The sequence below is a fragment of the Streptomyces dysideae genome, from assembly GCF_001514305.1.
GTDB classification, from domain to species: Bacteria; Actinomycetota; Actinomycetes; order Streptomycetales; family Streptomycetaceae; genus Streptomyces; species Streptomyces dysideae.
The window spans coordinates 134,286-152,394 of the sequence record NZ_KQ949101.1; the positions used below are offsets into that span (position 1 = coordinate 134,286).

General features: G+C 69.4%; 13 protein-coding genes and 2 pseudogenes. 5 read left to right on the forward strand and 10 right to left on the reverse strand.

The genetic code is table 11. The features are described from left to right. Nucleotides 1-171 precede the first annotated feature (171 nt). Together AQJ91_RS33655 and AQJ91_RS33660 are read left to right on the forward strand one after the other, a co-directional pair. Nucleotides 172-1,206 (forward strand): acyl-CoA desaturase, encoded by a 1,035-nt coding sequence (locus tag AQJ91_RS33655; protein WP_067029167.1) that lies wholly within the window; start codon nucleotides 172-174, stop codon nucleotides 1,204-1,206. After that, on the forward strand, nucleotides 1,203-1,601 hold the full coding sequence (locus AQJ91_RS33660) for a DUF5994 family protein (RefSeq protein WP_067029169.1): 399 nt from the start codon (nucleotides 1,203-1,205) through the stop codon (nucleotides 1,599-1,601). The genes AQJ91_RS33655 and AQJ91_RS33660 overlap by 4 nt, the downstream gene beginning before the upstream one ends. A gap of 39 nt (nucleotides 1,602-1,640) precedes the next feature. Here AQJ91_RS33660 and AQJ91_RS33665 read toward each other — a convergent pair whose 3' ends face one another. Next, on the reverse strand, nucleotides 1,641-2,408 hold the full coding sequence (locus AQJ91_RS33665; RefSeq protein WP_067029210.1) for a GAF and ANTAR domain-containing protein: 768 nt from the start codon (nucleotides 2,406-2,408) through the stop codon (nucleotides 1,641-1,643). A 502-nt stretch (nucleotides 2,409-2,910) separates the two neighbouring features. Further along, nucleotides 2,911-3,084, reverse strand: a complete 174-nt coding sequence (locus AQJ91_RS33670) for a hypothetical protein (protein ID WP_234383199.1) — start codon at nucleotides 3,082-3,084, stop codon at nucleotides 2,911-2,913. Here AQJ91_RS33670 and AQJ91_RS33675 point away from each other — a divergent pair. Beyond that, the gene (locus tag AQJ91_RS33675) at nucleotides 3,068-3,355 is read left to right on the forward strand and encodes a hypothetical protein (protein ID WP_067029170.1); all 288 of its coding nucleotides are present in this window, start codon (nucleotides 3,068-3,070) and stop codon (nucleotides 3,353-3,355) included. The genes AQJ91_RS33670 and AQJ91_RS33675 overlap by 17 nt on opposite strands. Nucleotides 3,356-3,468: 113 nt before the next feature. Here the strand turns inward: AQJ91_RS33675 and AQJ91_RS33680 are convergent, their stop codons facing one another. Next, the gene (locus AQJ91_RS33680; protein ID WP_234383200.1) at nucleotides 3,469-4,797 is read right to left on the reverse strand and encodes a hypothetical protein; all 1,329 of its coding nucleotides are present in this window, start codon (nucleotides 4,795-4,797) and stop codon (nucleotides 3,469-3,471) included. A gap of 138 nt (nucleotides 4,798-4,935) precedes the next feature. Further along, nucleotides 4,936-5,085: pseudogene (locus AQJ91_RS33685) on the reverse strand (PIN domain nuclease); the annotation flags it as partial. Between the two features lie 204 nt (nucleotides 5,086-5,289). On the opposite strand from AQJ91_RS33685, the gene AQJ91_RS33690 reads away from it, so the two are divergent. Together AQJ91_RS33690 and AQJ91_RS33695 are read left to right on the forward strand one after the other, a co-directional pair. Next, nucleotides 5,290-8,118, forward strand: a complete 2,829-nt coding sequence (locus tag AQJ91_RS33690; protein ID WP_067029172.1) for a glycoside hydrolase family 2 — start codon at nucleotides 5,290-5,292, stop codon at nucleotides 8,116-8,118. Nucleotides 8,119-8,719: 601 nt separating this feature from the next. After that, on the forward strand, nucleotides 8,720-8,920 hold the full coding sequence (locus AQJ91_RS33695) for a hypothetical protein (protein WP_067029174.1): 201 nt from the start codon (nucleotides 8,720-8,722) through the stop codon (nucleotides 8,918-8,920). Between the two features lie 472 nt (nucleotides 8,921-9,392). Here AQJ91_RS33695 and AQJ91_RS57525 read toward each other — a convergent pair whose 3' ends face one another. The 6 genes and pseudogenes from AQJ91_RS57525 to AQJ91_RS33730 all read right to left on the reverse strand — a co-directional run bounded on the left by AQJ91_RS57525 (nucleotide 9,393) and on the right by AQJ91_RS33730 (nucleotide 17,946). Then, nucleotides 9,393-13,664: an RHS repeat domain-containing protein gene (locus tag AQJ91_RS57525; RefSeq protein WP_067029176.1), complete on the reverse strand. Its 4,272-nt coding sequence runs from the start codon at nucleotides 13,662-13,664 to the stop codon at nucleotides 9,393-9,395. A gap of 1,008 nt (nucleotides 13,665-14,672) precedes the next feature. Beyond that, nucleotides 14,673-14,939 carry an IS3 family transposase gene (locus AQJ91_RS33710; protein ID WP_107122601.1) on the reverse strand — a complete coding sequence of 89 codons (267 nt, stop codon included), beginning with the start codon at nucleotides 14,937-14,939 and terminating at the stop codon, nucleotides 14,673-14,675. Between the two features lie 75 nt (nucleotides 14,940-15,014). Beyond that, on the reverse strand, nucleotides 15,015-15,842 hold the full coding sequence (locus AQJ91_RS33715) for a glycoside hydrolase domain-containing protein (protein ID WP_067029180.1): 828 nt from the start codon (nucleotides 15,840-15,842) through the stop codon (nucleotides 15,015-15,017). 290 nt (nucleotides 15,843-16,132) lie between these two features. Continuing rightward, nucleotides 16,133-16,714: an HD domain-containing protein gene (locus tag AQJ91_RS33720; protein WP_067029182.1), complete on the reverse strand. Its 582-nt coding sequence runs from the start codon at nucleotides 16,712-16,714 to the stop codon at nucleotides 16,133-16,135. A gap of 13 nt (nucleotides 16,715-16,727) precedes the next feature. After that, nucleotides 16,728-17,090 (reverse strand): annotated as a pseudogene (locus AQJ91_RS33725) (transcriptional regulator); the annotation flags it as partial. A 139-nt stretch (nucleotides 17,091-17,229) separates the two neighbouring features. Then, nucleotides 17,230-17,946: a helix-turn-helix domain-containing protein gene (locus AQJ91_RS33730; RefSeq protein WP_407696965.1), complete on the reverse strand. Its 717-nt coding sequence runs from the start codon at nucleotides 17,944-17,946 to the stop codon at nucleotides 17,230-17,232. Between the last annotated feature and the right edge of the window lie 163 nt (nucleotides 17,947-18,109).

Sequence of the window (18,109 nt, forward strand, 5' to 3'; positions counted from 1 at the left end):
AACTTGAGCAGTGCCCGGGCCGCCTCGTTCCGGAGCCTGCGGGAGTACGGTGAAAGGGAGCGAGGGCACTTCGTATGCCGGTGTCCGGACCGGTCTCGTCCTCGCGATTCCCGTCACAGGGGCAGCCCCTGACCCCGGCCGCGCCATTCGCACCGAGGCAGAGGATCCTGCATGTCGCTCATTTCCCGCGCGCCCACGACGGCGATCCCGCCGGACAACGTCCCGCTGCCCCGGGGCTACGACGGGACTTCGCCCTTCCCACCGGACGGCCCGGCGCCCGAGCGCGGCGGCGGGGAGCGGCTGTACGTGACGGTGACGGCGCTGATCGTCGTCCTGCCGTTCGTGGCGCTCGGCCTGGCCGGCTGGCTGCTGTGGGGCAGCCTCATCCACCCCGCCGACATCCTGCTCGCGGCCGTCTTCTACACGGTCACGGGCCTCGGCATCACCGTCGGCTTCCACCGTGGTCTCACCCACGGCTCCTACCGGGCCGTCCGCCCCGTGCGCATCGCCCTCGCGGTGGCCGGGTCGCTGAGCTTCCAGGGCGACGTCATCGGCTGGGTCGCCACGCACCGCCGCCATCACGCCTTCACCGACCGGCCCGGCGACCCGCACTCCCCGTACCGTTACGGCACCCAGCTGCGCGGACTGCTGCACGCCCACGTCGGCTGGCTGTTCCGCAACGACCGTACGTCCGCGGAGCGTTACGCCCCCGACCTGCTCGCCGACCGTGACATCCGGGCCGTCGCCCGCGCCTTCCCGGCCCTGTGCGTCCTCACGCTCGCGCTGCCGTTCGGGCTGGGGTGGGCGATCGGTGGCACCTGGGTGTATGGCGTAACGGCCCTGCTGTGGGCGGGACTTGTCCGCATCGCCCTGCTCCACCATGTGACCTGGAGCGTGAACTCGCTGTGTCACATGATCGGTGAGCGTCCGTTCCGCACCCGGCGTCACGACCGGGCCACCAACCTGTGGCCCCTGGCCCTGCTCTCCTTCGGGGAGAGCCGGCACAACCTCCACCACGCCGACCCCACCAGCGCCCGGCACGGCGTCGACCGTGGCCAGGTCGACCCGTCGGTGGCCGTCATCCGCCTCCTCGAACGCCCGGGCTGGGTGTACGACGTGCACTGGCCGACACCGGCGCGTGTCGCCGCCCGTCGCGCCTGGCGCCAACCCCTCATCCACGCAAGGCAGTTGACAGGAGCTTCATGACCATCGCCCCGGACCCCCCGCTTCCCTCCCATCCTCTTGTCCGGCTGCGCCTGGCACCCCACGGCGTGCTGCCCCGGGCCATCAACGGAGCGTGGTGGCCCCGCTCGTACGACCTGCTCGCCGAACTCCCCCGGCTGCTCGCCGGGTTGCCTCGCATGTGGGGCAACATCAGCAGCGTCACGGTCAACGGGGCGATGTGGCCCGCGACGCCCGGCCGGATGCTCGTCGTCAACCAGGTCGTACGGCTGCGCAGGACCGTGACGGCATCCGCCCCGCACACGGTCATTCTGCTCGCCCCCGGCCGGGGCCGCTGGGACCTGCTGGTCGTGCCCCCGGATACGACCGAGGAAGCGGCGGAGCCGCTCATGGCGGACGCCGCGGGCGGTCACGTCTGAACGGACCGCCGGCGCGGCCGGTCGTCGGCGACCGCGCGGTCAGCCGTGGCGTTCCTCGGGCCTGGCTGAGGCCGGTCCCGGGATGGTCGTGGTGTCGAAGTCGCCCGCGATGATGCGTGTCGCGAGCTCCGACAGGCGCAGGTGACGGGCGCGCGCGTACGACCGGAACGCGGCGAAGGCGTCGTCGACGGAGGTGTTCCAGCGCTCCGCGAGCACGCCCTTGACCTGTTCGATCAGTATGCGGCTGGTCAGGGCGTACTCCAGCTGGCTGTTCTCGACGTGCGACTGCTCCAGCGTGCGCTGCTGGAGGATCGCGATGGTGGCCACGTCGGCGAGCGCCTGGGCGAGCGCGATGTCGTCGTCGCCCAGGCGGTGCGAAGTGGTCTGGAAGAGGTTGAGCGCGCCGACGACGCGGCTGCGCAGCCGCAGCGGGATGGCGTGTGTGGCCAGATACCCGGTCTCGCGGGCCTGTGCCGCGAAACGCGGCCAGCCGGTGGTCACCTCCGCCCGCCTCAGGTCGATGTTCGTCCGGGCGGCGCCGGTGCGGTAGCACTCGACGCACGGGCCCTGGTCGTGCTGGAGCGCGAAGAGTTCCAGCAGCCGGGTGTGCTCGTCCGAGGCGGCGATGATCTGCAGTTCGTCGTGCGCGTCCGCGAGCAGGATCCCGGCCGCCGACACGTCGAGCAGTTCCACGCAGCGCGCGGACAGCCGGTGCAGCAGGTCGATGACGTCGAAGTCCTCGACGAGGGAGTCCGCGACCTCCACGAAGATCTGGGCCAGACGTCGTTCGCGGGCCATGCCGATCATCCCTCTCCACCGTCGGGCGAATACGGCCCGCTCACATCGTCGTCGAAACGGAGCCTGCGGGCGACCACGTCTTCCGCAACCTCGCCGAGCGGGCGCTCGCGGGAAGCCGCACACACCCCGTACGCCCATCTCGTGCGCGAGCGGCAGCAGCGCCGGCCACCGCTCGGGGCGCACCCGGTCCAGGTCCGGCTCCAGCACGGGCGAACCGGTGCGGACCGAGTCCGGTCCCGGACCCTCACCCAGCGTGAACTGGAGTTCCTCGAACCGCGCACTCAGCTCCGGATGGCGCCAGAGCGGCTCGGCCGCCCGGTCGGCGCCGACCAGCAGCGACAGCGCGACGCCTTCGGCACCCAGCGCCCGGGCGCACGCCCGCGCCGGATCGCCGCCTTCGCCCAGGCGCAGCGACCGCAGGACACCGGCCATGCCGTCGCTGATCACCGTGCTCCGTTCCGCGGCGGCCGGGGCGCTTCGGGATGAGGCGTCGCCCGGCTTCCGCCGCACATCACGTGGCCCGGTCCGCCGCCGTGTGGTCGGCGGGTACGCCTTTCCAGGCGTCCTGGGCGCTCGCGTACCGCGGGAACCGCTCCTGCAGACCGCCGGCCCGGAACACGAGACCAGCACCTGGCCGGTCGTGGACGACCCGCACCCATCCGAGCGTCGTGTTCATTCCGCTCACGGCCAACACCGTGGTCACGCTCCTGCTCAACGCCTGGACCGACCGGACCAAGGGCGCGGCGGAGCAGTGGCTCGCCGACGAGCCCGGCGCGTCCGTCACGAGTGTCGACGCGACCTCCCGGACGATGTACGTCCACGTCCGCCCCCCCGGAGCCCTCCCGCCGGTGGAGTCTCTGCTCGACCGGCTGGAGGGACGGATCCCGGACGGTATCCCCGTCGTGGTGGACGCGTCACGTGGTCGGCGCATCGACGCCGGAGTGGTCGGCGACTGAGCGTCGCACCGGGCCGATCCAGCCGTGCCTGTCGTCCGTGGCGGCAGCGGCAGCGGCAGCGGGCTCCCGGCTCCACGGGGCGGCCGTCCTTTCACCGAGGCCAGGGCTCGGCATCAGTGAGCGGCGGCATCGGCCGGGGAGCCGGCGGGCGGTGTGGAGGGGGCGTCCAGGAATTCGCGGATCGCGAAGCCCACCAGCGTGATCACCGCGGTCCACACCACGACTGCAGTGGTCGGGTAGCTCCATGTGAACAGTACGACCGCCGCGATCATCAGGATGGCAACACCGATCCAGCGCTTGAAACGATGGACGAACCGCCCGACGGCACCCGTACGGAACCCCGCCGACATCGCCACGTCGCGCAGTGCGCCGATGCTCCTTCGGCAGCCCGTGCGGGTGAGAACGGCGATCCGGGACGGGCCGGTGAGGAAGGCACCGACGGCGGTGAAGAGGGCGACCGCGGCGAGCGCCCGCACGCCGGCGCGCAGGAACCTGACCAGCGCGTCGTACACGGCTCCCGCGGCCGCCTGGGAGGTCCCCGGCGGCAGACGGTCGAGGTAGACGTCACGGGCGACGGTGAGGCCGATACCGAGAACCAGCATGGCGAGGAACACGGCCAGGGCCGCCCCGATCAGCGCGTGCCTGCGGTTGAACGCCACGTAGACTCCGGCGGCCGCGACCAGGAGCGCGATGACGGGCAGCCAGCCGCCGAGGAGCTCCAGCACGCGCACGTAGGTTTTGATCTCACCGACGTCCTCCGACGCGAACACCACGAAGTCCGTGTGAACGGCGGGGATGTTCGCGGCCGGCGTGAGGCCGGCGTCGACCAGCCGGTCCTTGACCCTGGCGACGATCGGGCCCACGTCGATGACGACCTGGTTGTCCTCCAGCTTGACCGCGCCCTCGCCCTCGCCCGTCAGCGCCTCGTCAAACGCCGCGTGCGCCCGGCGGTTGGCATCCACCCAGACCGTCTGGAAGGCGCTGCTGGTGACCACCCGCTCCACCGTGTTGCCGACCAGTTGCTTGAGGCCGTTCTCGATCGGGCCGTCCAGGTTCTTCAGCAGCTCGGCCGCCCGCGGGGGCACGCCCTGCTGCGATGCCGCGTCCGTCAACTGCTGGACCAGCGCGTCCACGTCGACGCGCTCCAGCACGGCGGAGGTGACCCGATTGGTGACCGCCTTCTGCACTTCGGGATCGCTCGCCAGAGGCCCGACGGTCGCGACGTAGCGGTCCGTGTCCTGCACGATGCTGTTCGCCCACACCGCGACGACGGACAGCAGCGACAGCAGCGCGGCGACAAGGATCAGCAGGCCCGAGCCGAGCGAGCGGAACGGGTGGTGCCGCGGCGGCCCGGCGCCCTCCAGGGCACTCACTCGGCGCCGCAGTTCGTCCAGCTCGCCGCCCTCCCGGGCCGAGAGGTCTCCGTCACCACTGTCGCTCATGGTCACCAGCAGATGTGTGTGACGCACGGCGCGCCACGTGGCCGGGCCAGGCGAGTGAACGGCGTACCGAGGTGCGAAGGCCGCGCCCCGATGCTGCGAGACCGACTTCCTGGTGAAAGGAGGGTGCTCGGTCCTGGCTCACTTGCCGGCTTCGGGGCCGTACCACTGGAGCGCCTGGCCGGTGACGGCGGCGATGCACCCGAAGTCGGGGTCGCGGTGCGGCAGGGTCAGTCCCTGCAGTTCGGCCGTGGCGGTGACGACGAGGTCGATGGCCCCGGCGCTGCGGTGCCTCCGGAGGCGCCTGTAGCTTCTGCTGCCCTCTTGTGTTCGATGCATTCGACTCCTAATGTCGTCGTCGCTCCCCCAGATCACTCTGATCTGCGGTGTTGTGTGCGGAAGCGCTTCGACAACCGTGTGTCGACCGGGCCCGGCGGCTGCCCCGCACGTCCCCGCCGTTCCCTCCCCGACAGTTCCCTGAAGGCTGGAGATGTCATGCAGATGTCACGTCGCGGCGTTCTGATCCTGGGCGCAGCCGGCGCGGCCGTCGCCGGAGGTCTCCCCGCGGGCTCGGCGCGGGCCGCCGAGGCCGAGACGGCCGACGGAACGGACGCCTCCATACGCACCGAGCGCCTGTATCTGTCCGGCGAGGACGCCGACAACCCGGTCGACTGGGACTTCCTGTGCACCAGCGGGCGGCGCAGCGGCAGTTGGGGCAGCATCCCGGTTCCGTCCAACTGGGAGTTCCACGGATACGGCACGTACAACTACGGGTGGAATCTGCGCCCGGAGGAAAAGGGCAACTACCGGCACACCTTCACGCCGCCCGCCCACTGGCGTGACAGACGCGTCTTCCTCGTCTTCGAAGGGTCGATGACCGACACCGAGGCGTGGATCAACGGAGAGTCGGCCGGGCCCGTCCACCGCGGCGGCTTCTACCGGTTCCGTCACGAGGTGACCGGAAAGCTGCGTCCGGGGCAGGACAACCTCCTGGAGGTGACCGTCAGCAAGGAGTCCGCCGACGACTCCGTCAACCGGGCCGAACGCCTCGGGGACTACTGGAACTTCGGCGGCATCTACCGCCCCGTCCAACTCGAGGCGTTCCCGCTCCAGCACATCGAGCGCATCGCCGTCGACGCCCGCGCCGACGGCACGCTGCGGATCGACGCCCATCTGTCGGGTACCGGTTCCGCCGACCGTCTCGTCGCCCGGGTCACCGACCTCTCCGGGCGCCCGGTCGGCGCCCCGTTCACCGCGTCCGTCGCTCCCGGCGACACGACGGTGACACTCAGGACCGTTTTGGACTCCCCTCGGCAGTGGACGGCGGAGACCCCGCACCTCTACCGCGTCGAGGTCGCGCTCCGCTCCGGCGACCGCCGCACCGTGCACCGCGTCGAGGAGAGATTCGGCTTCCGCACCGTCGAGGTGCGCCCCGGCGACGGCGTGTACGTCAACGGCGTCAAGATCCTCCTCAAAGGCGCCAACCGGCACACCATCTGGCCCACGTCCGGCCGGGCGACCAGCGCGCGCATCAGCCGCAAGGACATCCTCCTGATGCAGGAGATGAACATGAACGCGGTCCGGATGTCCCACTACCCGCCGGACACGCACTTCCTCGACCTCGCCGACGAACTCGGGCTGTACGTGCTCGACGAACTGGCCGGCTGGCAGAAGTCCTACGCCGAGGCGGCAGGCAGGCCCCTCGTCGCCTCGATGGTCACCCGTGACGTCAACCACCCGTCGATCCTGTTCTGGTGCAACGGCAACGAAGGCGGCTGGAACACCGCCCTCGACAACGACTACGCCCGCCACGACCCCCAGCAGCGCACCGTTCTCCACCCCTGGGCGAACTTCGGCGGCATCAACACCGACCACTACGAGTCGTACGACAGCACGCGCCGCATCCTCCAGGAACAGGGCGACGTCTTCATGCCCACCGAGTTCCTCCACGGCCTCTACGACGGCGGCGCCGGCGCGGGGCTCGACGACTACTGGAAGCTGATGGGCCGTGAACGGCTCTCCGCCGGCGGCTTCCTGTGGTCACTGGTCGACGAGGGCATCGTGCGCGACGACCTCGACGGCACCATCGATGTGGCGGGCAACGCCGCACCCGACGGCATCCTCGGCCCCTTCCGTGAGAAGGAGGCAAGCTTCTACACGATCAAGGACATCTGGTCGCCCGTACAACTCGCCGAGCCGGAGCGGTTCACCTCCGGCCTGCCGGACGACTTCCACGGGCGGATCGGCCTCACCAACCACTACGCCTTCACCAACACCCGCACCTGCCGTTTCACTTGGCGGCTCCTGGACTTCCGTACCCCGTCGCAACGGCGGGACGGCCACACGGTGCGCGCCCAGGGCACCGCCTCCGCTCCGGACATCGAGCCCGGCGCGCAAGGTGCGCTGCGCCTGCCCCTGCCGTCCGGCTGGCGACGCGCCGACGCCCTGGCGCTCACCGTCACCGATGCCGACGGCCGCGAGATCCGCCGCTGGACATGGACCATCGCGTCCGCCGCCGACCAGGCCCGACGGCTGGTACGGACGGGCCCGGGACCAGCCGTACGCGGCCGGCTCGCGGACGACACGCTCACCCTCGCATCCCGCCACACCACGGTCACGCTCGACGCCACGACGGGCATGCTGGCCGGCGTCACCCACCGGGGGAGGGACTTCGCGCTGTCCCGCGGCCCGCTGCCCACCACCGGAACGGCCGACCTCGCCCGCCTGACGCACGGGCCCGACGGCAACGGCTACACGGTGCAGGCCGAGTACTCCGGCGTCCTGCGCCACGTCCGGTGGCGTCTGCACCCCAGCGGCTGGCTGCAGTTGGACTACCGCTACCACCTCACCGGCGAGCACGACCTGTTCGGCGTCGGCTTCGACCATCCCGAACCGCAGGTGACCGGCGTGACATGGCTCGGCCACGGACCCCACAGGGTGTGGAAGAACCGGCTGCGCGGCGTCGCGACGGACCTCTGGACGAAGCAGTACAACGACACCGCGACCGGTGCCGACGGCTGGGTGTACCCGGAGTTCAAGGGCTACCACGCGGGCGTCCGCTGGGCCTCCCTGCACACCACCGCCGGACGCATCACCATGGTCTGCGAGGACGAGAACCTCTACCTGCGCCTCTTCACCCCCCGGTTCGGCCCCGACCCCCGCCACACTGCGCCGCCCTTCCCGAAGGGAGACCTGTCGTTCCTCGACGCCATCCCGGCCATCGGCACCAAGTTCGACCCGCCGGCCGCGCTCGGCCCCAGCGGCGGCCCCACCACGGCGACGGGCGACTACGGCCGAACCCTGTACTTCTCGTTCGCCCAGTAGCACGTCCACCCCCTCGCCGACGCGGCACCATGCGGCCGGGCCCCCTGCCGACCGGCGCTTCCCGCAGGTGCTCGACCTCACCTTCCCGAGGCGTGCGCCTGCCTCCACGACCGTGACGGCCAGTGCCGATGTGGTGGGAGGCGGTGATCCCGCCGCCGGCCGGGGCAGTTCCTTCCTCCCGAGGGAGGTGACGCAGCACTGCGCCTGGTTCGCCGAGGAGGAGCCCGACGGCCCGGTCTTCCTCGGCGAGAAGGGGTTCCCTTACCGGGCCGGTCAGGGACGCGGGCCAGCTGGGCCCGGTGACACACAAGCTGCGTCGGGGTGGCTCCCCCTCAGATTGACGATCACGGACCTGCGTCGTGTCCGCCCGCTTCACGGACAGAGCAACCTGGCCCTCAAACCCGCCGGGACAGTGGTCCTCGTTCACCTCGACAAAAAAACACCCTGTTCGACCAGACCAGCCCGTTGATCAGGTCAGCGGATGGCTTCTCAGGATTGATCAGCCGACATTGATTGGCCCATGGCTTCGTCTTCCTGATCAACCCCGCGTCCTGGAGATTCGGTTGTGCCTGAACCCAACCGGACAGAAGGGAGCGGAGCCATGCCCCGTTTGCTCCGTAAGAGACTCGCCGGCGCCCTGGCCGTGGCCGCCCTCGCGGGAGGGTCGCTGACCCTGGCCGCAGGGGAGGCCAGTGCCATCCCCGTCTCCGGCCCCGCCTGCAATTCCCCCGTCTTCACCGCCTGCGTCGCGATCTCCAACCACAGCGTGGACGCGTACAGCTGGCGTATCAGTGTTCACTGAGCCCAATGGCCACAGGTGGAACCGGTGCCTCACGGGCAGCCGGCCCCACCATACGAGCCACTGGACGAACGTGTGGTTCTCCAACAGCGACAAGGTCTCGTTGACTGCCTCTCGCGGCAGGAACTGCGAGGGATGGAGCGGGAACGACGACTGGTGGGGCGACTGGCGCTCGACCCCGGACCAGTACCACCTGGTCGTCGTCAACAGGCACTGACCGTCGTACACAGCTCACAACACAGGGCCCCTCTCTCCATTGCCTCTCTCCTCGCAGAAAGCCACCAAAGTGCCTCCCCACGCTCTGATCGTCGTCGGAGCCGCCGGAGGCCGCCGATCCGCGCCTGGGAGCTCGGCGGTGGAGCCAACGGCGCGACCGTCGTCGGGGCCGTCGCGTTGACCAGCTGCCGGGAGCTTGGCGCGCAGAAGCGGGGTGGTGCCATGTGTCACATGGCACCACCCCGCTCGCTTCATCGGGCTATCGGCGGCTCTTCCAGGCCATCACGGCCACCGTCAGAGCACCGACTGCCAGGCCCGCCAGGGCCCATGGAACGCTCGGTCGGCTGTCGTTCAGCTTGTAACCGACGAGGCACAGCAGGTTGAACTCCACGAAGGCGATCACGAGCCACCAGCGACGGGCAGGCATTGCCGATTCCTTTCCTCCGGTTTTCCCAGCCGGCGTACCCGGCCGCGTCACTTGGACTTGAGCTTGCAGCCGCGGTTCGTGCATCTCACTCCCCAGGAGGTGTGCCAGGAGACTCCGCCCCTCTTGGGGTAGATCTTCTTGTAGGTGACGGTCATCGCGAACCGCTCCTCGAAGCCGCAGATCGGGATGTACTTGAAGACGCAGATCTGGGCCATGCCCGACGCGCCCCACTGGTGCTTGTTGTTCGTGCGGATGTTGCGGGCCGGACCGTGGAAGTGGACTGAGTAGCCCATTCCGGGCGGCGAAGCCGGCCGTGTCGTCACTGGTCCAGGCGCACGAGGACCTGATCTTTCCGCTCCGCACGCAGAACTCGGCCTGCATGGATATGGTGCCGATCTTCACCCCGGCCTCGTACATGCGGTACGTCCGGGAGACCGTGGTGCACTTGGTCTTCGCCGTACCGGACAGGTCCCGGCTGTTCAGCGGGTCTCCGCAGACGTAGTCGTACGCGCTGCAGCTGCCGCCCTGCACCGGGTCGGTGCTCAGGAATCGGCCCTCGCCCGGGGAGTAGAGCCGGACGCCCATGAGGACCGCCCCGGACGGGGTTTCGGAGGAGCGCTGGTGACTGCCCAGATACCCGTAACGGGTGTTGCCGGTCTCACCGTTCTCGGTGCCGTCCGCCTGTCGTGGGTTCCCGTACTCGTCGGTGCTACGCACCACCGGGGCCTGAGAGGCGTCCAGCGGCAGTGCCACGCTCACGTCTCCGTGCACGTTGGCGAGTTGGAGGATCACCTCGCCCGTGGCCGAGGTCGTCGCCGCCATGCCGCCTTCGAAGCCGGTGACCATGCGCGAGACGGTGCTCGCCGTATGGTCGGTGATCCAGCGCGGGCTGTCCGAGGACCCGCCGTAGTGGTTGGTCTTCGAACCGGTCTGCGCCCAGTCGGCGCCCGCGGAGGTCCTGGACTCGGTGGTCCATCCACGGAACCGGTTGGCCGCGTCCAGCGTCCAGGTCTGCCGCTTGTCTCCGGTGGTCTGCTGCCGCACGAGGTCGTTCACGTAGTACGTCAGCGAGGAACCGTCCGGCATGGCGGTGGTCCGCCCGAAGGCGTCGTAGTCGTAGCCGGAGTCGGTGATCCGGTCCGCACTGTCGTAGGAGTGGTTGACGGTGGTTGCGTCGGCCGTGGTGCACTCGGCGCCGGCCTCCGCCCGCGCGGTGGCGAGCGAGGTGCGGTTGGCACGCTTGTCCAGGCCGTAGGTGCGGGTGACGCAGACCGTGTCGGCCCCGGTGTCCTGGACGGTCTTCAGTCGGCCCGCGCCGTCGTAGCCGTAGCGCTGGGCTCCCGCGGTGCTGGAGGCACGCTCCACCACCTGGTCGTACACCGTGCGCTTCACCGTGTCGGAGAAGACGACGACGGCGTCGTCGTCCCTCGTGTACGTACGGCCCGTCGGCGCGCCGCCCGGGTCGGTGGTCTGTGTCAGAGTGATCCCTCCGGGCATCTTCTGGCTGACCAGGTTGCCGTCGTCGTCATGGACCGCGGAGAACGTGCCCGCCACCGAGTCGGTCATCGACACCGGCAGGCCGCGCGGCTCCGCCGCGTGGTCGTAGGCGTAGGTGACGGTGGACGGCACCGAGTCGGTGATCTTCACCGGCCGGTCCAGGGAGTCGTACGCCGTCGTCGTCACACCGTCGTCCGCGTCCGTGTACGAGATCGGTCGGCCGAGTGCGTCGTGATCCTGGAGGATCGTGCCCCCGTTCGCCGACTCGATGACGCTGATCTGGCCGTTGTCGGCGTTGTACGTGTACGAGGTGCCGGACACGGGTTCCCCGGTCTGGCTGGTCACCGAGACCGTCTTGAGCCGGCCCGCGCCGTCGTACGTCATGTCGGTGACCCGAACCGCGTCACCGGATGTGTCGACCTTCTCCAGCGCCTGTCCGTAGAAGCCGTACTCCAGGGCGGAGTCCACCGCCTGAGCGGGGTTGCTCCCGCCACCGGTGATGTCACCCGCCGGACCGTTCCAGCAGGGCATGCCGGCCCACTCGGGACGGCCCTTGCACCAGCCGTCGCCCTCCCCTGACCAGTACACGGTGACACGGGAGGCCGCGTCCTCTCCGGTGCCGCCCGGCGGGACCTGGGCGGTGACCCGGCCCTGTGCGTCGTACTCGGTGGTGGTGATCAGGTCGAGGCCGCCCGAGTCCTCGATCTGGTGGATCGGCAGGCCCTTCACCCAGTTGTACTGGGTCTCGGAGTGCCGCTTCTCACTCATGATCGAGTATTGGCCCCGGACTCTGGCGCCGGTGATCGCCAGCGTCAGTTGGTCCCGAACGCTGGCGCTGCCGTCGGTGGGGCGGCCCTCGTCGTACTCGTTGACGGTCCACGGCTGGGCGGCGACGGAGGTGCCGGCCGGCATCAGGACGGTGCTGCCGTCCTTGAAGTCCTCGGTCAGTTCGATCCGGCGCAGTGGCCCGAACTGCTCCAGCAGCCGGGTGCCCTTGTTGTTGAAGTACGAGGTGGTGGACAGCAGCCGGGCGCGCTGTGCGATGCTCAGCTCACCGATGCCCAGCTCCGCCAGGCGAGCCCGCTGCTCGGCTGTGGTGCCCAGCGCCAGGGCGTGGTTGCCCGCGGAGAGTTGGCGCACCGTGTTGCCGTGCTTGTCCGACTCGGTGGTGGTGGTCCCGCCTGCCTGGTCCACGAAGTTGACTTCAGCGCCAGAGGCGTTGATGTAGTGGACGAGGGCCCGGCCGTAGGCGTCGGCGGTGAGTTCCCCGCCCTTGTGGGAGGCGGGAGTCGAGTCGGCGGGGAAGATGGCGGTGGCGTCGGTGGGAGCGTCGAGCTGGCCCCACTTCTTCACCGCGGTGGCGTTCATCGGGTACGGCGCGAGGTCTCCGGAGAGCGGCACGTCGTAGACGACGGAGGTGACTGCCTGGCCGTTGGTCTGCGACGCACTGCCCTGGGCCAGCGTGGGCCGGGTGACGGTGGTCAGCATGCCCTCGCCGCCGGTGCTGCCACCGGCGTTGCCGTAGCCGAAGGTCCAGGGCAGCGTTCCGGGCGGGGTCAACCGGTTGACACGGCCGTCCGCGTCATAGCCGTACGCCGTCTTCAGGGCCGGGCTGATCTGTGGGTTCCAAGCCTCGCGCAGTCGGCCGGAGGCGTCGTACGCATAGGACTGGATGGTGCGGGAGGTTGCCTGGGTGTCGCCGTTCTCCGTGGACCAGAGCCGGATCGACTTCACCTGGCCCTTGTAGTCGCCGAAGTCACTGTCCGCGGCGGTGGTGCTGTCCGCGTACTGGAACTCCAGCACGCGGCAGCCGCGTGTCGAGGGCGTGGCGGCGCAGGTGCTGTTGGGGATCGAGCCGCCCGAGGCGATGAGCAGCTTGGGCCGGGCCAGGGTCCTGCCGTCCACCACGACTGCCTCGGAGACCACTCCGGTCGTCGAGTTGCTGACCCCGGTGAGGCCCGAAGAGGCGAGCTGCCAGGTCTCTGCGGCGGCGGCGACCTTCTCGAAGACGGACTTCACACCGTTGGTGTCGGTGAGGGTGAAGGAACCGGAGAAGGTGCCGGTCAGGGTAAGGGCCTCAGCGCCGGGCTCAGGGACCCAGCCGTCGGCGTCGTTCGCCTTGGCGGTGAAGTGGACGCTGGTGTCGTCGTCGAGAACGACGTCGAGTGAGGTGTCCGATGTCTTGCGGATGTGTGTGTAACCGCCCTCGGCGGCCTCCGCGACCACACCCGAGATCCACTCCGGGCCGAAGATCGGGAACTGTCCCTCCTGCGTACCGCCTGCGGCGGGCCGACGCGAGGAGGCGGACCGGGCGAGGGACAGGCCGAAGTGGCTCTCCTCCGTACCGGACAGCTTGAAGTCACCGGTGAGCAGGTTCAGCGTGCCCGGGCCGATGTCCGTGGCCGAGGCCGTGTCGGCGTGGCGGTCGACGATCGCGGTGATCGGCTGGGTACTCGCCGCGGCGTCGTCCGGGCCCGTGAAGTCGGCCTTGATCTGGATGGTGCCGTCCGGGTCGACGGTGTCGGTGGCCTTCCACACCACGGCCTCGTTCTTGCCGTTGGTGAGCGGTACCGGCCAGGCGGACAGCGCGTCGCCGCCGACGGTCACCGCCGAGACCGGGACAGGGCTCCAGTCGTCCTCGTCCGAGCGGCGCCAGGAGAAGGACGCGGCGTCGTACTTCGCGGCGTCGGCCTCGGCTGCCCTCGCCCAGTGTCACCAGGTCGACGGCCTTCTGCTCCTGCGCCGCCTCGAGTGATCTCGCGGGCGTACCCGTCCTGCCCGCGAGCCGCAGTCCGGCCGGATGTGCCACCGGCGCCACGCCGTCACCGGACTCGCGCAACTCCACGTCGACGCCGACCCACTTGCCGTCACGCTCGAAGCGCACCGGCCCGGCGGACAGCTCCGTCGTCAGACTGCCGTCCTTGTTCACCCACGTCGTCGACGTCTCCGTACGCTCGCTGAGCGCCTCGACCCGCTTGCCCGACAGTCGGGCCGCCACCTTCGCCGACGCGATGTCCGCCGCAGCCCTTACGGGCTGAGCCTTCGGGGCTTTCGTCTGCTCCGCTGAGGGCGGGGCGGACATCGCCGTGCCCTCCAGAACCGTCACGGACAGCAGGGCGGCGAGTCCGCCCGCCATCCAGCGCAGGTCTCTTCGTCTCCTGCGCGTCAGCCGCTGCCCTCTCGTGTAAGAAGGCAGACTCCGTCCAGGTCTCATGGTCTCCCCGTAGCATTTTTCAAACACCAGTTGGAATAACCACGTGATCTTAAGCGGCGGTCAAAATTCGTAAAGTGCCTCCAGGGGTGCCGTATTGGCCTCTGGTCAGCACGTTCGCGCCCCCAACACCCTCACTTCCGCAACAACCTCGCCAACGCCTACCCGTCGGCGGGCGACCCGGGCCGGGCCATCCCGCTGTTCGGACAGACAGGGAGTCGCCCCGCCGTCTTGCCGTGATGACCAGCGATATCGGCTTCTGGGCATGCTCGACGGCCAGGTGCAGCTTGGGTGTCAGCCCGCCCCGGGAACGTCTGAGCCCATGGTCGTCAGGCCAGGTGAGCACACCACCTGGCGGCTGGATCTGCAGATCCGAGGTTCCCCCGGCGTGCGGCAGGTGCTGATCAGCTGGCCAGAACAGGTTGACGGGGTTTCAGGTCCGTTCGTTCGGCCGTTGCCTGGTCGGCGTAGTGCTTCTCCTCGACGGGGGCTGAAGTGACCGAGCCGTTTCTGGATGCGCCTGGAGTTGTAAAGCCGTCGATGTACTCGAAGAGCGCGAGGTTGGCCTCGGCGCGGGTGGTGAAGGTGCGACCGCGGATGCATTCGGTTTTGATGAGCATCCAGAGGTTCTCCGCGAGGGCATTGTCATAGGAGTCCCCGACGGAGTTCAAGGACGCTTGAACTCCCGCTCGCAGCAGTCGAGTTGTGCGCTTCACAGACGTATATGGCATCCGCCAACGCCAACCTCATCCGATCAGGGCAACGGGGGCGTCCCAGGCGTTGCGGTCGACGGTGACGGTGTAGCCGCCGCGGGTCTCCTTGCTGTTGACCATGTACTGGTGGGCGCGGCTGTGGTTGGTGTACAGCTTGGGATCCCAGGGCCAGTCGGCGGTGGTGGTGTTCTTGTTGTTCCACAGCGCGTACCAGAGGTTGCCCGGCAGGTCGGTCCGGTCCTTCGCGGTGGCGATGGCCCTGGCGCTGGAGCTGCTGAAGCCGTAGTAGCCGGCGCGGTACGTCTTCGCCCGCAGGGTCTTGGTGAAGGAGCGCACGTACGTCAGAGTGGCGTCGTTGCACGCCTTGTTCGTGATGTCGTACGACTCCATGTTGAGGTAGATGGGGCTGCCTGGCTTCATGCCGAGGGCGGCGGCCTTGGCGATCGCGTCCTTGGCGTTGCTCGCCCCGAGGCTGGCTGCCGTGGAGGCGGTGAACCTTTCTGGGTTCCTGCTGGTCTGGCAGGGCGGCTGGGCTCCGACGTAGAGCGGGATGAGCTTCCAGCCGACGGCGCTGACCGACTTCACCCAGGACGCGGTGAGGTTGGGCTGGGCGCAGCCGCGGTTCTTGCCGCCGATGTAGACGGCCGCGGCGCCGTAGAAGCCGGTGTTCCAAGCCTTCATCGCGGCGAGGGAGGGTGCCGTGCAGGTGTCGAATGCCCGGCCCGTGTATGTCTTCTGCGCAGGCCAGCTCCTGGCGGCCATGGAGGTCTGCGCCGCGATCCCGGCCCCGGCGACTACGACAACGCCGGTCGCGGCCCACGCGATGTAACGGCCTCTCTTGGACAGCCGGTGACTGGACATTCCCACCCCATTCGGATCACCGCCCGCAGCCGCGCTTGGTGCACCGGAAGGCATGCGCGCGGTGACACACCATGAGGTGTGGCTGCAGCGTTCGGCGCTTTTTACGGCGGCCGTAGAGCTCCGGCAGTCGGAGCGTTCTGCACCCTGTCCAAGACCTATCCGCTGATTGGTGGCGGAGGGTGGCAACGCTGGGTTCGATGGCCTCCACACAGCTGACGGCGGGCTTCGAGACCAGGGTCTCGAAGCCCGCCGTCGAGACAGTCACGGTGCTCTCCGGTAGCTGCCGGCGGTCAGCGCTGCTTTTCCCCGAGGGCTGCGCGCAGCCAGTCCAGAGAACCGGTCGCCAGGACCGCGTCGGCGAGTTCGTTGGCCGATTTCGTGGTGAGTCGGCCGCGGCTGTTGTCGATCCAACGCTGGGTGTGCTCGTAGCCCTGGGCCTTGTACTCGACGCCCTGGATCATGCACTCCAGTTTGTCGGCGTCCCGGGCGCAGATGGCCTCCTGGGACTCCTTGGCCTCGTACTCGGCAACGAGCTCGCGCACTGCGGAGGCCAGGACCTCGGGCATGCCCGCGACCTGGTCGTCGGTGACCGCGCGCGGGTCCGCCGGAGGCGCGTACTTCTTGCCCAGGTGGTTCACGTCCCCGGTGCGCGTCTCCTGCGAGTCGTGCCACACCGCCAGGTAGGCGGCCCGCGCGGGGTCGGCGCCTTCGAGCTTCGCGATGATCGTCGCGAGGAGAGCGGTGCGCCAGGAGTGCTCCGCGACTGACTCCGGATCGCGTACGCCGGCCATCCACCAGCCGGTGCGCTTGGTCTGCTTCAGCGTCCCCGCCTCGTAAAGGAAACGCGCTACCGCGGTCAGGTCTTCGGCCACCGTCGGACTCCTCTCACGCCTCGGCGAGGCGGATCGCATACCGGATGCTCTCCAGCTCCCGGCGCCCGCGCGCCGAAAGCTCCCGGCTATCCAACATCACGGGCAGCCTGTCGCGCAGGACACGGTCTGCTGCGCCGGATCGCAGCAGGTTGGGCCGTACCTGGAGCAGGGACCACACCGAGTGGATGTTGAGGTCGACATAGCCGTGATGCGGCGCGAGTCCGTGAGCGAGGTGGGCGAGGAGTCTGTCACCCGGCCACGGCCCCGGGGTGCGGGCGGCGATGAAGTCGTCACTCAGCTCCAGATGCGCGGTCTCGCCGATCCAGTACGCCCAGTAGTTCAGGTTCGCGGCCTCGCCGGCATCGTCGTCGATGAGGGGTCTTCGAACTTGAGCGGTGCGCCCCTGTTGGTCGGCGTCCGCCCCCAGGGCCCTCGTAAGCCGGGGATGTGACACTCCCGCGGAAACTGTCACATCCTCGCGGCTTACCAGTCGGCGCCCGGCGTCCGCGCACCGCTCAACTTCGAAGACCCTCGATGAGGGCGGTGTCGATGAAGTGACTCATCCGGTCCCGGTCTCCCTGCCGGGCCGAGACGGCGGCAACGGACCTGAAGCTGAGCCAATGCGTGAGCCAGTCGCCGGGGCGTTCGGTGGCCTGCTGGTGGGCGAGCCACTCCGACGTGTCGGCTTGGTCGTCGTACCCGGAGAGGTAGAGGGCCTGGCGGCGGAGCAGGAACTGATCCTCCCCCCGGGCCTGCTCCGCGGTTCGCCGCATCCGCGTGAAGAACAGCGCCCGGTCGGCAGCCGACAGCTCCGGCCCGGCCGGCGCGGGTCCTCGGCGCTTGCGGGGCGGATCGGGCAGGTCGCGGACGGGCTGTGGCGGTACGTGGTTGAGGGGCCACGCGAGGACCTCCACGAGGTCGCGCTGCATCACCCAGGCCCCGAGCGGGCTTTCCTCGACTTCGGTCTCGTTGTCGAGGGCCTCGGCGAGGAGGACGTCCGCCTCCAGGGCGCGGTCCAGGGCTTGCAGGAGCGCGGGGGCAGTGCCCATCTGCATCAGCCGGTGACGGTGCACGAGCATCTGCCCGACCGGCACGGCGGTCAGGGGGCGGCGACCGGACTCCCACCCCGCGATCGTGTCCGCGGACACCCGCAGCTGCTCAGCCGCTTCCTCCTGGGTGCGTCCCTGCTGCTCTCGGATGACCCGGAAGACGTAGCCGGCGATGACGCCCACGCGTGGGCGCCCGGATGATCCCTGACTACCAGTCAGGGTTTGTCGCGAACTCGACCGCATGAACAGACCCTTTCCCCGGTGTTCGCAGCAAACCACTTGTACTCGCGGTCACTTCAAGCAGTGATCACGGTTCTCTACCGTCGTATGCATCACCGAACGAGCC